The 14,789-nt window shown below is 58.1% G+C and carries 15 protein-coding genes; 7 read left to right on the top strand and 8 right to left on the bottom strand.

Annotated elements, in window-relative coordinates; all coding sequences use genetic code 11:
• Nucleotides 1–190: 190 nt before the first annotated feature.
• The 5 genes from AB8B29_RS10665 to AB8B29_RS10645 form a co-directional block, all read right to left on the bottom strand.
• On the bottom strand, nt 191–508 hold the full coding sequence (locus AB8B29_RS10665) for an ArsR/SmtB family transcription factor (protein WP_080760685.1): 318 nt from the start codon (nt 506–508) through the stop codon (nt 191–193).
• 367 nt (nt 509–875) lie between these two features.
• Complete coding sequence (locus AB8B29_RS10660; protein ID WP_047638678.1) at nt 876–1,367, bottom strand: pyridoxamine 5'-phosphate oxidase family protein; 492 nt, start codon at nt 1,365–1,367, stop codon at nt 876–878.
• A 36-nt stretch (nt 1,368–1,403) separates the two neighbouring features.
• Nucleotides 1,404–2,453, bottom strand: coding sequence for a choline ABC transporter ATP-binding protein (gene choV, locus AB8B29_RS10655; protein ID WP_037194820.1), 1,050 nt, complete (start codon nt 2,451–2,453; stop codon nt 1,404–1,406).
• A complete protein-coding gene (choW, locus tag AB8B29_RS10650) occupies nt 2,450–3,295 on the bottom strand; it encodes a choline ABC transporter permease subunit (protein WP_037194817.1) in 846 nt (281 codons plus the stop codon). Before choW ends, choV begins: the two co-directional genes overlap by 4 nt.
• A gap of 178 nt (nt 3,296–3,473) precedes the next feature.
• On the bottom strand, nt 3,474–4,430 hold the full coding sequence (locus AB8B29_RS10645) for a choline ABC transporter substrate-binding protein (protein WP_037194815.1): 957 nt from the start codon (nt 4,428–4,430) through the stop codon (nt 3,474–3,476).
• Between the two features lie 233 nt (nt 4,431–4,663).
• Here AB8B29_RS10645 and AB8B29_RS10640 point away from each other — a divergent pair, with 233 nt between their 5' ends.
• The 4 genes from AB8B29_RS10640 (at nt 4,664) to AB8B29_RS10625 (ending at nt 8,148) form a co-directional block, all read left to right on the top strand.
• Nucleotides 4,664–5,245, top strand: a complete 582-nt coding sequence (locus tag AB8B29_RS10640) for a thymidine kinase (RefSeq protein WP_047562958.1) — start codon at nt 4,664–4,666, stop codon at nt 5,243–5,245.
• Nucleotides 5,246–5,330: 85 nt separating this feature from the next.
• A complete protein-coding gene (locus AB8B29_RS10635) occupies nt 5,331–5,717 on the top strand; it encodes a c-type cytochrome (protein ID WP_047638677.1) in 387 nt (128 codons plus the stop codon).
• Between the two features lie 70 nt (nt 5,718–5,787).
• Complete coding sequence (locus tag AB8B29_RS10630; protein ID WP_047638676.1) at nt 5,788–6,810, top strand: hypothetical protein; 1,023 nt, start codon at nt 5,788–5,790, stop codon at nt 6,808–6,810.
• Nucleotides 6,811–7,008: 198 nt separating this feature from the next.
• Nucleotides 7,009–8,148 carry a DUF2333 family protein gene (locus AB8B29_RS10625; RefSeq protein ID WP_037194806.1) on the top strand — a complete coding sequence of 380 codons (1,140 nt, stop codon included), beginning with the start codon at nt 7,009–7,011 and terminating at the stop codon, nt 8,146–8,148.
• A gap of 101 nt (nt 8,149–8,249) precedes the next feature.
• Here AB8B29_RS10625 and AB8B29_RS10620 read toward each other — a convergent pair whose 3' ends face one another.
• Nucleotides 8,250–8,978: a helix-turn-helix transcriptional regulator gene (locus tag AB8B29_RS10620; RefSeq protein ID WP_037194803.1), complete on the bottom strand. Its 729-nt coding sequence runs from the start codon at nt 8,976–8,978 to the stop codon at nt 8,250–8,252.
• A 575-nt stretch (nt 8,979–9,553) separates the two neighbouring features.
• On the opposite strand from AB8B29_RS10620, the gene AB8B29_RS10615 reads away from it, so the two are divergent.
• On the top strand, nt 9,554–10,507 hold the full coding sequence (locus tag AB8B29_RS10615) for a hypothetical protein (protein ID WP_047638675.1): 954 nt from the start codon (nt 9,554–9,556) through the stop codon (nt 10,505–10,507).
• Between the two features lie 19 nt (nt 10,508–10,526).
• Here AB8B29_RS10615 and AB8B29_RS10610 read toward each other — a convergent pair whose 3' ends face one another.
• A complete protein-coding gene (locus AB8B29_RS10610; RefSeq protein WP_080760686.1) occupies nt 10,527–11,039 on the bottom strand; it encodes a TIGR00645 family protein in 513 nt (170 codons plus the stop codon).
• 171 nt (nt 11,040–11,210) lie between these two features.
• On the opposite strand from AB8B29_RS10610, the gene AB8B29_RS10605 reads away from it, so the two are divergent.
• Together AB8B29_RS10605 and AB8B29_RS10600 are read left to right on the top strand one after the other, a co-directional pair.
• Nucleotides 11,211–12,890 carry a formate--tetrahydrofolate ligase gene (locus tag AB8B29_RS10605; protein WP_047638674.1) on the top strand — a complete coding sequence of 560 codons (1,680 nt, stop codon included), beginning with the start codon at nt 11,211–11,213 and terminating at the stop codon, nt 12,888–12,890.
• A 75-nt stretch (nt 12,891–12,965) separates the two neighbouring features.
• Nucleotides 12,966–13,814, top strand: a complete 849-nt coding sequence (locus AB8B29_RS10600; RefSeq protein ID WP_439006478.1) for a protein-L-isoaspartate O-methyltransferase family protein — start codon at nt 12,966–12,968, stop codon at nt 13,812–13,814.
• A 35-nt stretch (nt 13,815–13,849) separates the two neighbouring features.
• On the opposite strand, the gene AB8B29_RS10595 is transcribed toward AB8B29_RS10600, so the two are convergent.
• The gene (locus AB8B29_RS10595) at nt 13,850–14,668 is read right to left on the bottom strand and encodes an extensin family protein (protein ID WP_047638673.1); all 819 of its coding nucleotides are present in this window, start codon (nt 14,666–14,668) and stop codon (nt 13,850–13,852) included.
• Between the last annotated feature and the right edge of the window lie 121 nt (nt 14,669–14,789).

Genomic DNA, 14,789 nt, shown 5'->3' with positions numbered 1-14,789 from the left:
AGTTGACAGCGTCGGGCCGCCTGTCCACCGAAGGAGCATTGCTCGAACATGCGCGAAAAAGCTGGCAAATCCAAAGATTTGCCAGCTGAAAAAGTTAAACATGTGGTGATGAAAGCAAGTCGATCTTCAAGGTTCGAAAGCATCGCGCCCATGGATCGTTCGTCGGCAGACTTGGAGCTGGTTACAACTCCTAAGCAGCCGATCTACTTTTTTCAGGTTCACAATAAATATCTTCCAGCGTTTCGAGAACTCGAATAACCGATTCCGATGTGCTGGAGTAATAAATGGTTTGAGCATCACGGCGTGTTTTCACCAGCTTCTGAGCACGCAGCTTCGAAAGGTGCTGGGAAAGTGCAGATTGGCTCAGTCCGACCTGAGTGGCCAAAACGCCAACAGGAACTTCACCCTTAACAAGACTGCAAAGGATCAAAAGGCGCTTTGGGTTCGCCATTGCTGATAGTAACGCTGCCGCAACATTGGAGTGTTCGGCCAAATTTCTTGTCTTCATGTTTTAAACTTCCTAATGTGGAGCGTACATCAGAAATTGTGCTATTTCTAAACCGGTCCAACCCGATATCTAACAATACCAATATGGGCCGAAGATTGTATATACCTAAATTTAAGGTATCGAGTATGCTATTTTAGGCATGTATATATGATGGCGACAACATGGGAGAGGGGTTGTCTGTTCCCTGCCTGAAGCGCCAATTACCCCAAAATAGGTCGATTCTTGACAACTCCAGGCCATAAATATGCCGATTTTCGTGAGAATTTCTTTGCAACCTACCAGTAATGGTCTCTGCTACGTCAGGGTGTCAGGCTACTAATTCTCGCACTATTGTATGCTCTTACTGCGTCGGCGATTTGTTTTCGGCTTAAAGAATCACAAGGTCCTCAGAGGACAAAATGTAGGCCCTTCCAAAGCCGCCGTTCAGGCTGGCGTCGAGTGGAATAAGGCGAAAAAAGCAGAAATCCGGGAAGTCGATATAGAGTTTCGATTTTGGATGGCGCTCGAGAAAACGCCCACGGATGCGCTCGTGCGCGTCACTTTGACGGTCGACGCGCTCGGCACTGCATCGAACGGTGAGGCGAGGATGGGCAAGGGGATCGCCTTTGCCGGGCTCACCGAAGAGAGCGGATGCACGCGCATCTTTCAGTAGCGCCCTGGTATGTGTCGCCAGACCCGAAACGAGGATGACCGGCACGCCATCAGCATCATCGGCGATCAGAACGCGGCTGACCGAGGGAAAACCGGTTTCCGGATCGATGACGGCCAGCGCCGCGTGGGCGGCCTTGTGCATGAGGGTGCGCGCCTGGTTGCGCGCATCCTCGTCTGTTTCCATGGTGACCGATCGCTTGTCGTTCATGAACTGCTCCGTGGTTCGAGGAGCAGCCGTGAACGGCTACTCCTTGCGCCGGTGGCTGGTGAGGCCAGCCACGACGTCTTGCGCAGAGATCGTTCCGATAATCGTGCCGTTGTCAACAACGCCGATATTGCCCGGCTGGCGTGTCAGCGCGTCGAGGATATCGACAAGCGGCGTGGTGGCGTTCGCCGTCGCGGTGACCGAGCCGCCGGCCGCCGAGTGCGCGATGCCCCGTTGCATGACGTCCTGCGCCGTCAGCATGCTGATCGGGTTCATGTGCTGCACGAAGTCCGCAACATACTGATCGGCCGGATTCTTGACGATTTCCTGCGGTGTTCCGCACTGGATTATGTGCCCGCTCTCCATGATGGCGATGCGGTTGCCGATGCGAAACGCCTCGTCCAGATCGTGGCTGACGAACAGGATCGTGCGCTTGAGGCGGCGCTGGAATTCCAGGAGTTCGTCCTGCAGGCGGGTGCGGATCAGCGGGTCGAGCGCCGAGAACGGCTCGTCCATGAGCAGGATCGGCGCGCCGGTGGCGAAGGCGCGCGCCAGTCCCACGCGCTGCTGCATGCCGCCCGAGAGTTCGTTGACCTTGCGGCTTGCCCATTGCGTGAGATTGACGAGCTGAAGCTGTTCATCGACACGCTTCTTGCGTTCCGCTTCCGGCACGCCGGCAAGCTCGAGGCCGAAGCCGACGTTGTCGGCAACCGTACGCCACGGCAATAGAGCGAACTGCTGGAACACCATGGAGACGGTGTGCATGCGCAGGTCCCGCAGCGCCTTGGGGCTGCAGGAATAGGGGTTGACGGGACCGCTCTTCGAGTTGACGACGACATCGCCGCGCACGACCGGCGCAAGGCCGTTGACGGCGCGCAGCAGCGTCGATTTTCCCGAGCCAGAGAGGCCCATGAGCACGAGGATCTCGCCTTCCTCGATCTCGAGCGTCGCGTTGGCGACGCCGAGTACCATGCCCGTTGCCTTGCCGATCTCATCGCGCGACTTGCCTTCGTCGGCGAGTTTCAGCGCCGTGTCCGGACGGTCGCCGAAGATGATGCTGACATTGTTGAATCCGACAGCGACGGTCATGAGCGATCTCCTTCGCCGGGGGCACGGAACATGCGGTCGAGAATGATCGCCAGGATGACGATGCAGGCGCCGGAATCGAAGCTCTTGCCGACATTGACGCTGTTCAGCGCGCGAAGAACCGGCACGCCGAGGCCAGGGGCGCCGACGAGAGCTGCGATGGAGACCATCGAGAGCGACAGCATGATGGTCTGCGTCAGGCCGGCCATGATCTGCGGCGCGGCGAAAGGCAGTTCGATCTTACGGAGCACCTGTTGCGGCGTCGCACCGAAGGCTTCGGCCGCCTCTACGAGAGAGGGCGGCGTCGAGATGATGCCGAGGCGTGTCATGCGGATCGAGGCGGGAATGGCGAAGACGACGGTCGCGACGAGACCGGGCACCATGCCGAGGCCGAGCAGGATCATCGCCGGCACCAGATAGACGAAGGTCGGGATGGTCTGCATCAGGTCGAGGATCGGCCGCATGATGGCATAGAGCCAGGGACGTCGCGCCGCGGCGATGCCGAGCGGGACGCCGACCAGCATGCAGGCGAAAGTGGAAGCCAGAACCAGCGCAAGCGTCTCGGTCGTCTCTTTCCAGTAACCCTGATTGATGGTGATGAGCAGGCCGATGAAGGTGAGAGCGGTGACTGCAACGCTTCGACGCATCCAGTAGGCGACAGCGGCGAAAAAGACGACGACGATCAGCGGATGCGGCGCCTGCAGGAGGAACAGCAGCGCATTGATCCCATGCGCGACGACGAAGGAAAGGCCGTCGAAGAACCATGTGAAATTGGTCGTCAGCCAATCGACGGCGGCTTTGGCCCATGGACCAATGGGGATGCGAAAATCGGTTAACCAGTTCACGTCTTTGCCCACTATTGGGGCGGCGAACCCGGACGTCTTGGGTCGTTCCGGATAGGGCCGCCGGAGAATAACGGCCTATGGCGCCACATGGGGCGTTGCCCGATGCGCGGCGCAATAGGAGGGGAGCAGTCCCATGGAAGAGAAAGGGGCGGTTGAGCCGCCCCTTATCCCCCCGATGTTACAGGCCGAACTTGGCCTTTACCGCTGCAAGCCCGTCACCGCCGTCCTTGGTGGTGACGCCGGCGAGCCAGGGGGTGACTGCGGCCGGATTGGCCTTCAGCCATTCCGTTGCAGCGACTTCCGGATCCTTGCCGTCGTTCAGGATCTTGCCCATGATTTCGTTTTCCATCGGCAGCGAGAAGACGAGATTTTTGACGAAGGCGCCGACGTTCGGGCATTGCTGCAGATAGCCGGCCCGAACGTTGGTGTAGACGGTCGCACCGCCGAAGTTCGGTCCGAAGACGTCGTCACCGCCGGTGAGATAGGTCATCTTATAGGTGGTGTTCATGGGATGCGGCGCCCAGCCGAGGAAGATGATCGGCTTACCATCCTTGTCGGCGCGGGAGACCTGGGCGAGCATGCCCTGCTCGGAGGATTCGACCACCTCGAAGCCCTTTAGGCCGAAGGAGTTCTTGTCGACCATGTCGATAACCAGGCGGTTGCCGTCGTTACCCGGCTCGATGCCATAGATCTTGCCGTCAAGTTCGTCCTTGTGAGCAGCGATATCCTTGAAGTCCTTGATGCCGAGGGCGGCACCCTTTTCGTTCGTCGCCAGCGTGTATTTGGCGCCTTCCAGGTTAGCGCGGACGGTTTCGACCGATTTGTCCGCGGCGAACGGCTTGATGTTCTCGGCCATGGAGGGCATCCAGTTGCCGAGGAAGACGTCGATATCCTTGTTTTTCAACGATTGGTAGGTCACCGGCACGGCCAGCACCTTGACGTCGGTGTCGTAGCCGAGCGCCTTCAGAAGTATGGAGGCGGTTGCCGTGGTGGAGGTGATATCAGTCCAGCCCACGTCGGCGAAATGTACGGTGCTACAGCTGGCCGCCTCGGCGGCGGAGACGGCTGAAGCGCCGAATGTCAGTGCCGAGAGAGCTGAAGCGAAGGCAAATGCGGTAAAGGTCATTTTTATCATTGCGTGACTCCCAGTCTACGTTCCCAAGCAATCACCAATAACTGACATTTTCAAGCAACCACAGTGTATTTGCGCCGGTTTGGAGGGGCTGATTGCGACGCATGCATTTTTCCCGTCGAGTTTAACAGGTCGATGCCCTGTTGCGTGAATCCCTACTTAATTCCTGTGGTTTTCGGCGGAGGCGTCTTTCCTTCTTGCGTCAGCGCTTTCATGAAGCGTTCAAGGAGAACGTCATGGCCAAGCTCTATTTCCATTATTCGACGATGAATGCCGGTAAATCGACCATGCTGCTGCAGGCCGCCTACAATTATCAGGAACGCGGCATGCGCACGGCAGCCTTCATCGCGGCGCTGGATGATCGCGCGGGCCGTGGCAAGATAGCGTCCCGCATCGGCTTGACGATGGACGCCATACCGTTCGAGGCTACGGACGATCTCTATGCAATGGTCGAAGGAATGCATGCCGACGAACCGTTGGCTTGTGTCTTCCTTGACGAAGCGCAATTCCTGTCGCGTGAGCAAGTGTGGCAGCTCGCCCATATCGTCGATCGCCTGGGTCTGCCTGTCATGGCCTATGGGTTGCGCACGGATTTTCACGGGAGATTATTTCCAGGTTCGCAGGAGTTGCTGACCATTGCTGATGAGCTGCGTGAAGTGCGGACGATTTGTCATTGCGGGCGCAAGGCGACAATGGTGGTGCGACTGGATTCGGCTGGGGAAGTGGTGCGCGAAGGCGCACAGATCGAGATCGGCGGTGGCAACAAATATGTCTCGCTATGCCGCCATCATTGGGAAGAGGCGATATCGGGCGAGTGACGTAGTCATGCCTCTCCATCATCTGGCAGGCGTTCCTGAAGCAGCCCATCGTCCGGTTGACGGGAATGACGGATCGGGAGGAAGGATGAAACTGCTCTGTCTGACATTGGCATTCGTCGTTTTCGCCTTTGCCTCCGCGGCCAGTGCCGATGGCGATGCAGTTGCGGGCGCTGTCGTTTTCAGGAAATGCGGAGCCTGCCATACGGCAACCGCACCCGAGAACCGTGTCGGACCGTCGCTGATGGGCGTTGTCGGTCGTCCGGTCGCCAGCGTGCCGGACTATCAATATTCGCCCGCGATGACAGCGTTCGGAGCCGGCGGCAAGGTCTGGGACGAAGCTTTGCTGCGGAAATACCTGCCGAGTCCGCAGTTCCTGGTCAAAGGCACCAGGATGACGTTTCCCGGTCTGAAGAACGAAAGGGATCTCGACAATCTGATCGCCTATCTGAAGAATCCCGCTGCGGCCCAATAGGTTTGTTCGGCATTTTCTTTGCCGACGGAAGCGGTTAGTCTCGCCTTAAAGGCAATTGAGAGACGCTTTCATGGTCAGGCCTCATTCCTTCGAGGGCGCAATCGACAAGCTGCGCATCACGCTAGGCGATGCCATCAATGGCGTGAACGCAGCCGTGACCCTGCTGGCCGGCCATTCGAAGGGCGGGGGGCGTGCGGAAGCCGTCAATTTCCCGGTAGAAGAAGCGCTGGTGCGCGAGGCCGTCGAGTTGCTGGGCCGCTGGAAATTCCTTGGCCTGTCGCTGGTGAAGGAACTGGATCTCACAACAGCTCAGGCAGATTTGCAGCATCGGCGGCTGTACGACGAGAAGGCCGGTCTCGAAAAGCCCGGCTTGCTGAGCAGAAGGCTGGGGCACGGTCAGGTAAAGCCGGAGACCATCATCACCGGTCTCGACGCGGTCTTGGATGCCTCGGCCACGCTTGATCTTTTGTTCAAGCAGGCTCGCCCCGCTCTGTCGCAATCCTTCCACGATTGCGAGATGCATCTGGAGGGCGTGATCGAGCGGCGGCAGAGGCTTGATTTCGACATCGAGGAAGTACGGCGTCAGGCCGATGCCGTGGCGGTGAAGACCAACGATCACCGCCGCAATCTTTCTCCAGCGCGTGTTCGCGATTTGCAATCCGAGCCGGAGGCGACCTACCGTGAATTGCTCCTCGAGCAGGATAGCCTTCGGGAGAAAGAGAGGGTCTTGCAGTCGGGTCGAACAGCGCACCAGCGCCTCATCGACGTTTATGAGGGGCTGGCGGGCGCTCTGAATGCCGAGATCGCTGCCGTGAACGCCATGGCGGGCAAGCTCTCGGTCGATATCGAACAGCGTATCGCCCTGTTGAAGGCGCTGGCGTCGGAGATCGATTCTCCATTGCCCGCAGTTGCGCGCTCGGCGCCGGTTGCGCAGCTGATCGAGGCCTTCGAGATGAACGTGCTGGCGGGACATGATCTGGCGGCGCGCAAGGCGCGCGCGGACGGCGTATTCACCAGGCGATTGGAGCCTCATCTTCTGCCTGTGCCGGTGGATGCGAATGACGTTTCCGATGAAGCGCAACCACAGGATTGATTGCTGTCCGGAGTCGAAATATCGGTGCAGACGGTTGTTGTTTTCCCCAGGAACACATATTTGCTGGAATGCGAATGGCGATAAGGCCTTATCGTGCGGAAATCGAAAAGGATTTTCGGAAAGGCCGGTGCGCGGATTCAGTGCAGTGCGTCGTTCGCGTGTCGGCGTGATGCGCGGTGTGGTTTAGGAGACGTGTCCATGCTTGACTCGATCACAGCACTTTTCAGGCGAATGGTTGGCGCCATTGCGCGGTGGCTGGGATTGGTCTTCGTCTGGATCACCTGGCCGCTTCTCGCGGCACATGGCTGGTATCGGCAGCGCAACTGGCTGATCAAGCTGCCGGTCGTCGCTTTCGTGACGCTGCTGGCACTTCTCTACATCTATTTCATCTGGCAGACGCAGATCTGGACAGGTTTCAATCCCGCTTATCCCGACGTCTACAAGTTTTCGGACCGCAAGCTCTCTGCCGGGCAGGAGCTTCCAGCACCAAGCGGACAACAAGCCGCCGCCGGCGCGCCGAAGACCTGCCAAACCTCGGCAATCGTCGATGTTGCTGCAGATCTTACCGATTTCAACGTCAACCAGAATGCCTGGATCTCCTCGATGGTGCTCTACAAGTTGGGGCTCTTCGGCATGTCATGGGACGACACGCCTTTTCTCGACAACAAGGCCTCCTTCCAACGGGGCGTAAACTCTGTGGTTCGCCGTACTTCGGCGGAACTGGTTGACACGATCGGCCGCGTGCGTGGTACCTCCGGCATCAACAGCGACCTGCAGAAGGCACGCGGCAATTTGCAGTTCGACGAGTCGAGTTGGTATTTCGGGCTGCATCCGTTCGGGCCGAAGACACCGACGCCGAGCTACTATCGCGCGGCAATTACCAACCTGCGCAGCTTCAATGCCGATCTTGGCACCTGCAAGGCGCTTTTCGACGGACGCGCTGACAATCTCCTGCAGTTTGTCGACCACATCGCGAACGACCTTGGCAGCACGGCGGACATATTGGCAAAGCGAGCCGCAGATCACAGCTACGGCTGGCTAGACACGCGTGCGGACGATCGCTTCTGGTTCGCGTACGGTCAGCTTTACGCCACTTACGGCATTCTGAGCGCGGCCGGCGCAGATTTTCAACAGGTCATAGCCGAGCGCAATGTCGGTACGCTTTGGACCGGCACAATAACGCAGTTGCAAGCAGCGTTGCGTATCCAGCCCGCCATCATATCCAATGGACCTGAGGACAGCTCATTCATGCCGAGCCATCTGGCGACGATGGGCTTCCATATTCTGCGCGTGCGTTCGAGCCTGGTTGAAATCCGCACGGTTCTTGGCGGCCGCTAAGCATGGCGTCGGCACTTCGCTGAGCTTGTAACGGATAGATGACCCTCATCGATCGAAGATCGGCAAGGGCTGGATCTGCTTGCGGGGGATAATTGGAGCGGCTAGCTGATGAGCTTGAGCCGGATGGCTTTCGCAACGAGCTGCGTGCGGTTGACGCAATCAAGCTTCTTGATCGCGTTCATCATATAGGCGTTGACCGTATGGTCGGAGAGGGAAAGGATCTGGCCGATTTCCACCGAGGTCTTGCCCTGGGCTGTCCAGCGAACCACTTCGAGCTCACGGGCCGAAAGCATGTGCGGCACCGAGCCGTCGTTGCGCCTCAGATTATTATAGGAATCAAGCGCTTGCAGCATAATCATGGTGAGCTCGTTGAGCTCACTCTGGCTCAGGCTGTTGCGATTGCCCATAAACCAGAAGACAAGATGCTGCCCGTCCGGGGAGTTGATGGGTATGACAATGCTCATAGGGCAGTTGTAGTTGATCAGCAGCGCGTGCAGTTCGCGCGGCAAACTCATGTCCGGATCGTTGTCTTTTTCCAACAAGTGCCACGAGCGCGGCATCACAGTATCGCGCACACGCAACATGGGACAGCGTCGCACCAACTGCTGCCGATCAAACTCACGCATGAACTGCAGCGGCACCGACCCCTCGATCAGCAGCGGCGTCATCATCGAATCTTCGGGAGCCGGAGCATTCATGAAGGCCGTATGGCTGAAGCCAAAGGCAGCGCTCGTTCGCTCCAATGCATGCGCAAAAGCCGCCTGCGTCCGGGCTGCAGCCAACTCGGCGGAAAGCAACAGTTGTCTCTCGGCGGTGATGATATAGGACATATGAGTTGAGGAGCCCACAGCGTGTTATCGTTATCAAATACCGAATTTATGAGTGAATGCTAGACGCAAAAATATCACAGGACCATAAATAAGTTTATTTTCATATATTTTAATATACCAACCTACGGATTTGTATGACTTTTTACGAAAAGCGGCCTTGGAAGCGAAATTTTCTTCCCTGCTGCCCGTATTGCGCCGCGGATATACAGCCTGCTTCGATTGATGAGCCTGAGATGGGATCTGATGAGAATCGTCGTTTGGTCTCAGGCTGTGTCTGCCCTTGTTTTCCAGGTCATCCACAAGCGATCGCTAAGGCAATCTGGGCTTGATCCGGGCCGTTCTGGTGCTAATCGTAGTACGATTTTGTGTTTATATGGTATGATGAGTATGCATTGTATTGCATGCCGGTTAGCCTGATCACAAAGGCTCCCTGTCTCCGACAGACGCCCTTCATGGTTACATATAAATAAGGTGCCTTTGCGCAAATGTCGCAAGTGGACACAGGCGCGCCTTGCGAAGGCCAAAAGCGGTTGCTATCGGTCTTGCCAAAGCAATCGCTTCCAGGCGCGTATCTCATGAATTTTCGCTTCTTCCCGCAGTTTGCCGTGTGGTGCCGTCAAACGGCACTGTGGTTCCTGACAGCTCTATCGCTCCTGGTGCCACCGCCCGCGTTCGCCGGAGCCACTGACGGCGGCAAGCCGATGGAATTTTTGCTGGTTCATGGCGACATGGCCAAGTGCCGCGCCGAGAATAATTGCCCGGATTGGATCTCCGCCGAAGGGCAGATCATGCCGGATTCACCGAAGAAGCTGCAGAAACTCCTGAAACGGCTCGGCGGCCAGAGTTTGCCGATCGTGGTCAATTCGCCGGGTGGCGACGTGCGGGCGGCGATGGAGATGGCCTATGCCATCCGCACGCAGAAGCTTTCGGTCGCGGTAGGCCGCACGCGTTCGCGCGCTTGTCCCTATGCTGAACCGATTTGCTCGGCTGCCCTGGCAAAGGATGGTTCCATCAAGGGCGAGCCGTTTTCCGCTGGGGCGATCTGCTTTTCGGCCTGTCCACTATTTTTCGCCGGTGGCATCCAGCGCGTTTACAGCCCCTTTGCGCTGCTCGGAGTGCATCAGATCACCACGACGTACAGCGAGGTGCGCGTTCAATATCGCACCGAATACGAAATGGTAGGCGGCAAGCGAAAGGTCATCTCCAAGCGGGAGATCGGGCGCAAGTTCGTCGGAAAGTACGACACGACCAAGCTCGACAAGGCCCAGAAGGCGAGGCTGGTCAAGTTTCTGGACAAGATGGGCGTCGACAGATCGCTTGTCGATCTGATGCTCGGAACCGAGCCAAACGGGATCCATCTGATCCCGCAGATGGATGCGCTGAAGCTCAAGCTGACGACGGAGCTTGCCGCGGCCGATGAACTCGTCTTGGCGCATGATTGCAAGGACAAGCAATCGATAGCCGATTGCGCCGCACCCGTATCGCCGCCGCCGCCGGTTGCCGTCGCGCCGACGATGGCAGGCAAATAGCCGTTCGCTTCGTTCGGTCTCAGCCGTTCTTATTGCTTTTGGCTTTCGACATGATCTGTTCCAGGAAGCCAAGCAGCAGCGCCGAGACGACGAAGGCAAGATGTATGATCGTGAACCACATCAGTTTGGCGTTGTCATACTGCGTGGCGTTCAGGAAAATCTGCAGCAGGTGGATCGAGGAAATCGCGACGATAGAGGAGGCGACCTTGATCTTGAGGCTGCCTGAATCGAGCTTGCCGAGGAAGGAAACTTCGTCTTCGGCTTCATCGAAACGGCTTACGAAATTCTCGTAGCCGGAAATCATCACCATCACGATCAGGCTCGCCACCAGGGCGGCGTCGATCAGGCCGAGAATGGCAAGGATCATGTCGGCCTCGTCATACTGGAAGACGTTGATGGCGACCTTGTAGAATTTGTAGGCGAACGATACGGCGTAGACCGCCAGTGAGGCTGCTAGCCCAAGATAGAAGACAACCAGAAGCCAGCGGCTGGAGAGAATGATGCGCTCGACCAGTAGTTCCAGGGACTTCATATATTTTCCTTTTCTATCCTGCATTGGCGCGCGGACAATAAGCGCGCCTCGGTTCGGCGACAAGGCTCGTTAGTTTCGCGTGGGACAGCGAATCGCGGCTATTCACAGTGGATATTTATTGAGCTATCCCGACAAGGGAATGACTGCATATTAAGGCCGAGGGCGAGTTTTATGGCAACGGTGGCATCCGATATCGAAATCGCGCGCGCTGCGAAGAAACTGCCGATCATCGAGATTGGTGCCAAGCTCGGCATCCCGGCGGAAGATCTCGCGCCCTATGGCTACGACAAGGCAAAGATCGGCGCCGGTTTCATTGCGGCGCAAGCCGACAAAAAGGATGGCAAGCTCATCCTCGTCACCGCCATCAACCCGACGCCGGCCGGCGAGGGAAAGACCACCACAACCGTCGGCCTTGGCGACGGTTTGAACCGTATCGGCAAGAAGGCAGTCGTCTGTGTGCGCGAGGCGTCGCTCGGCCCCTGCTTCGGCGTCAAGGGCGGGGCGGCGGGTGGCGGCTATGCGCAGGTCGTGCCGATGGAAGACATCAACCTGCATTTCACCGGCGATTTCCATGCCGTCACTTCGGCCCACAATCTCCTTGCCGCGCTGATCGACAACCATATCTATTGGGGCAACGAGCAGAATATCGACATCCGCCGCATCACCTGGCGTCGGGCGATGGACATGAACGACCGGGCCTTGCGCGACATCGTCGCTTCGCTCGGGGGCGTTGCAAACGGTTTTCCGCGGGAAGGCGGTTTCGACATTACCGTTGCCTCCGAGGTCATGGCGATCCTCTGCCTTGCTTCGGATCTCAAGGATCTCGAAAAGCGGCTCGGCAACATCATCATCGGCTATCGTCGCGACCGCACGCCCGTCTATGCCCGCGATCTGAAGGCTGACGGCGCCATGGCGGTGCTGTTGAAGGACGCCATGCAGCCGAACCTCGTGCAGACGCTGGAGAACAACCCGGCGCTGGTGCATGGCGGTCCCTTTGCCAATATCGCCCATGGCTGCAATTCGGTGATCGCCACGCGCACGGCGTTGAAACTTGCCGATTATGTGGTGACGGAAGCGGGCTTCGGCGCTGATCTCGGCGCGGAGAAATTCTTCGACATCAAGTGCCGCAAGGCGGGACTTTCGCCGGACGCGGCCGTCATTGTCGCGACTGTCCGGGCGCTGAAGATGAATGGCGGCGTCAAGAAGGACGATCTCGGCAAGGAGAATGTCGTAGCGCTGGTCAAAGGCTGCGCCAATCTTGGCCGGCACGTTGCCAATGTCAGAAAGTTCGGCGTGCCCGTCGTGGTGGCCATCAATCATTTCGTCTCGGATACGGAGGCCGAGGTCGAGGCGCTCAAGGATTATGTCGCGCGGCTCGGCGCCGAGGCGATCCTCTGCCGCCATTGGGCCGAGGGCTCGGCCGGGATTGTGGATCTCGCGCACAAGGTCGTGGAACTTGCCGAATCCGGCCAGGCGAAATTCCAGCCGCTTTATCCCGATAATCTTTCCTTGCTGGAGAAGATCGAGATCGTCGCGTCGAAGATCTATCACGCGGGCGAGGTCACGGCTGACAAGGCCGTGCGCGACCAGTTGCGTTCCTGGGAAGACCAGGGCTACGGCCACCTGCCTGTTTGCATGGCCAAAACCCAATATTCCTTCTCGACGGACCCGACCGTTCGCGGCGCACCCGAGGGGCATATCGTACAGGTTCGCGAAGTGCGGCTTTCGGCCGGCGCCGGCTTTGTCGTCGTCATTACCGGCGAGATCATGACCATGCCCGGCCTGCCGAAATCGCCGGCGGCGGAGAGGATTTTCCTCAATGATCAGGGCTACATCGAGGGATTGTTTTAAGTTCTGACGCTGATTCAAATGCGCGTATGGCTTGGTGCGTATCGACATCATCTTATGTGAGAGCGGAGGCAGATCATGACCGCAGATGGCCGTGCCAGTTTGGACGATATACGCGCTTTCCACGCGAAGATGATGGCGGCGGCCAGCAACTCGACGGATGAAAGACTGGAGCAGGCTTTCAGGCTCGTAAGGCGCGAAGCATTCATGGGTCCCGGACCCTGGCAGATCGTGGTCAACAGACGCCACCTCGAAACACCAAGCGACGATCCCGCCTTTCTCTACCAGAACGTGCTTGTCTGTCTGGACAGGTCAAAGGGTATCAACAATGGAGAGCCGTTTCTCCACGCCGCTTTTCTCGGTGCTGTCGCTCCTAAGCCGGGCGAGACTGTCATCCAGATCGGGACTGGGACAGGCTACTACACTGCTCTTCTGTCGACGCTTGTCACACCCGGCGGCCATGTTCACGCAGTCGAAATCGATGAGACGTTGGCGAACCGCACGCGCGAAAATCTCGCATCGTTCGAGGACATTTCGGTTATCCATGGCGACGCGACTTCTGCGGAGCTACCGGCTGCCGATCTGATTTATGTGAATGCGGGCGTCGTGGCGCCACCCATATCATGGCTTCAGGCGCTGCGGCCCGAAGGCCGGATCATCGTGCCGTGGCAAGCCAGTGACAGGATCGGTCTCGCCGTTTTGATCACCCGCACGGAGCATGGATACAGTGCTCGGGCGTTAATGCCGGCCTGGTTCATTCCCTGCATCGGGGCGTCGGATCCAGAGCAATGCAGCAAGGTCCCAACCGTCGGTGGAGCCCGGTCTATCCGATCGGTCTGGCTGACGCAGGATCGCTCCCCGGATGAGACGGCAGTCGCGATCTACAGGGATCTGTGGTTCTCGAACGCCGATGTGCCGCAAGGGTAGGGTTACGACCTGAGGATTGTCGCCCATACCGCCTTCTAGTGGCAGTATCGAAAGCCGCCGTTTCTTTCGAGCACATCGAGATGGAAGTGCGTTTCGTGGGCGGCATCGCTTTCCGGGTCGAGGACGGTCGTGAAATAGAGGCAGGCCGACGCGCTCGTGGCGCGCTGGAATGCGCCCGTCAATGTCGGATCTTCGCGGCGCGGTTCGATGCCGATGGTCTTGCTGTTTTCGAAGGTGAAGCTGGCGACATCGATGGCGTTGCCGCGGGCATGTTCGGAAATCTTGCCGGTGGAGGCATTGTTGCGCAGGCGGCAGACATAGGTCGAAGCCTGGTTGATGGTGACGATCTTGCCATTGTCCAGTGCAGCAGCCGATGGAATCACGCTTTCCTTGACCCAATGGGCAAGCGCCAGTGCCGCCTCGCAGCGCATCTTGCCCTCGGGTTTGAATTCGATGCCTGGCAGAGCCGAGGAAAGCGTGATCGGCTTGTCGATGCCGCAGCCATTGCCGTCGTCAATGCGTGGAATCTCCTTGAAAGTGGCGCCCATGGCACTCAGCTCGGAGAGGCATGTCTTGTGTTCTTCGTCCGATTCCGAAGCGATGGTCAGTGGCGGCCGAGGCGGCCCCTGCATCTCGCCGGTCGTCGGCTCGTCCTCTGGGGTTGCTGGCTTCTCCACGGGAGTGACGAGCTTTTCCGCGGGCGCAATGGGTTTCTCCGCCGGGATCGGCGGTTCAGCGGATGGTTGGGCTTGTTCGCTATCCGGTTTTTGTTGCGGTATCGGGCCGGTCTGCGGAAGAGAGGCGGCTGCCAGTAAGATCATGGCAGGGACTACGAAAACGAATCGGAACAGCATCAAATAATTCAGCCAATACTAATGATGATGCCGGTAGAACGCTTGATGCGGCCATTTCGTTGCAATTCAGCAACTTTTTCCGTTCGTCTTTAAACATGATAATTTTATTCATGATTATGGG

This window comes from Rhizobium sp. 11_C7_N12_5 (assembly GCF_051811145.1).
GTDB classification, from domain to species: Bacteria; Pseudomonadota; Alphaproteobacteria; order Rhizobiales; family Rhizobiaceae; genus Rhizobium; species Rhizobium lusitanum.
The sequence above is the reverse complement of the archived record's forward strand: the minus strand, read 5'-3'. Positions and strand labels throughout refer to the sequence as shown.

Bases quoted from the DNA above. Each gene is read 5' to 3' on its own strand.
- AB8B29_RS10665 (WP_080760685.1), bottom strand. From the start codon at position 508: ATGAAGACAAGAAATTTGGCCGAACACTCCAATGTTGCGGCAGCGTTA.
- AB8B29_RS10660 (WP_047638678.1), bottom strand. From the start codon at position 1,367: ATGAACGACAAGCGATCGGTCACCATGGAAACAGACGAGGATGCGCGC.
- choV (WP_037194820.1), bottom strand. From the start codon at position 2,453: ATGACCGTCGCTGTCGGATTCAACAATGTCAGCATCATCTTCGGCGAC.
- AB8B29_RS10645 (WP_037194815.1), bottom strand. From the start codon at position 4,430: ATGATAAAAATGACCTTTACCGCATTTGCCTTCGCTTCAGCTCTCTCG.
- AB8B29_RS10640 (WP_047562958.1), top strand. From the start codon at position 4,664: ATGGCCAAGCTCTATTTCCATTATTCGACGATGAATGCCGGTAAATCG.
- AB8B29_RS10635 (WP_047638677.1), top strand. From the start codon at position 5,331: ATGAAACTGCTCTGTCTGACATTGGCATTCGTCGTTTTCGCCTTTGCC.
- AB8B29_RS10630 (WP_047638676.1), top strand. From the start codon at position 5,788: ATGGTCAGGCCTCATTCCTTCGAGGGCGCAATCGACAAGCTGCGCATC.
- AB8B29_RS10625 (WP_037194806.1), top strand. From the start codon at position 7,009: ATGCTTGACTCGATCACAGCACTTTTCAGGCGAATGGTTGGCGCCATT.
- AB8B29_RS10620 (WP_037194803.1), bottom strand. From the start codon at position 8,978: ATGTCCTATATCATCACCGCCGAGAGACAACTGTTGCTTTCCGCCGAG.
- AB8B29_RS10615 (WP_047638675.1), top strand. From the start codon at position 9,554: ATGAATTTTCGCTTCTTCCCGCAGTTTGCCGTGTGGTGCCGTCAAACG.
- AB8B29_RS10610 (WP_080760686.1), bottom strand. From the start codon at position 11,039: ATGAAGTCCCTGGAACTACTGGTCGAGCGCATCATTCTCTCCAGCCGC.
- AB8B29_RS10605 (WP_047638674.1), top strand. From the start codon at position 11,211: ATGGCAACGGTGGCATCCGATATCGAAATCGCGCGCGCTGCGAAGAAA.
- AB8B29_RS10600 (WP_439006478.1), top strand. From the start codon at position 12,966: ATGACCGCAGATGGCCGTGCCAGTTTGGACGATATACGCGCTTTCCAC.
- AB8B29_RS10595 (WP_047638673.1), bottom strand. From the start codon at position 14,668: ATGCTGTTCCGATTCGTTTTCGTAGTCCCTGCCATGATCTTACTGGCA.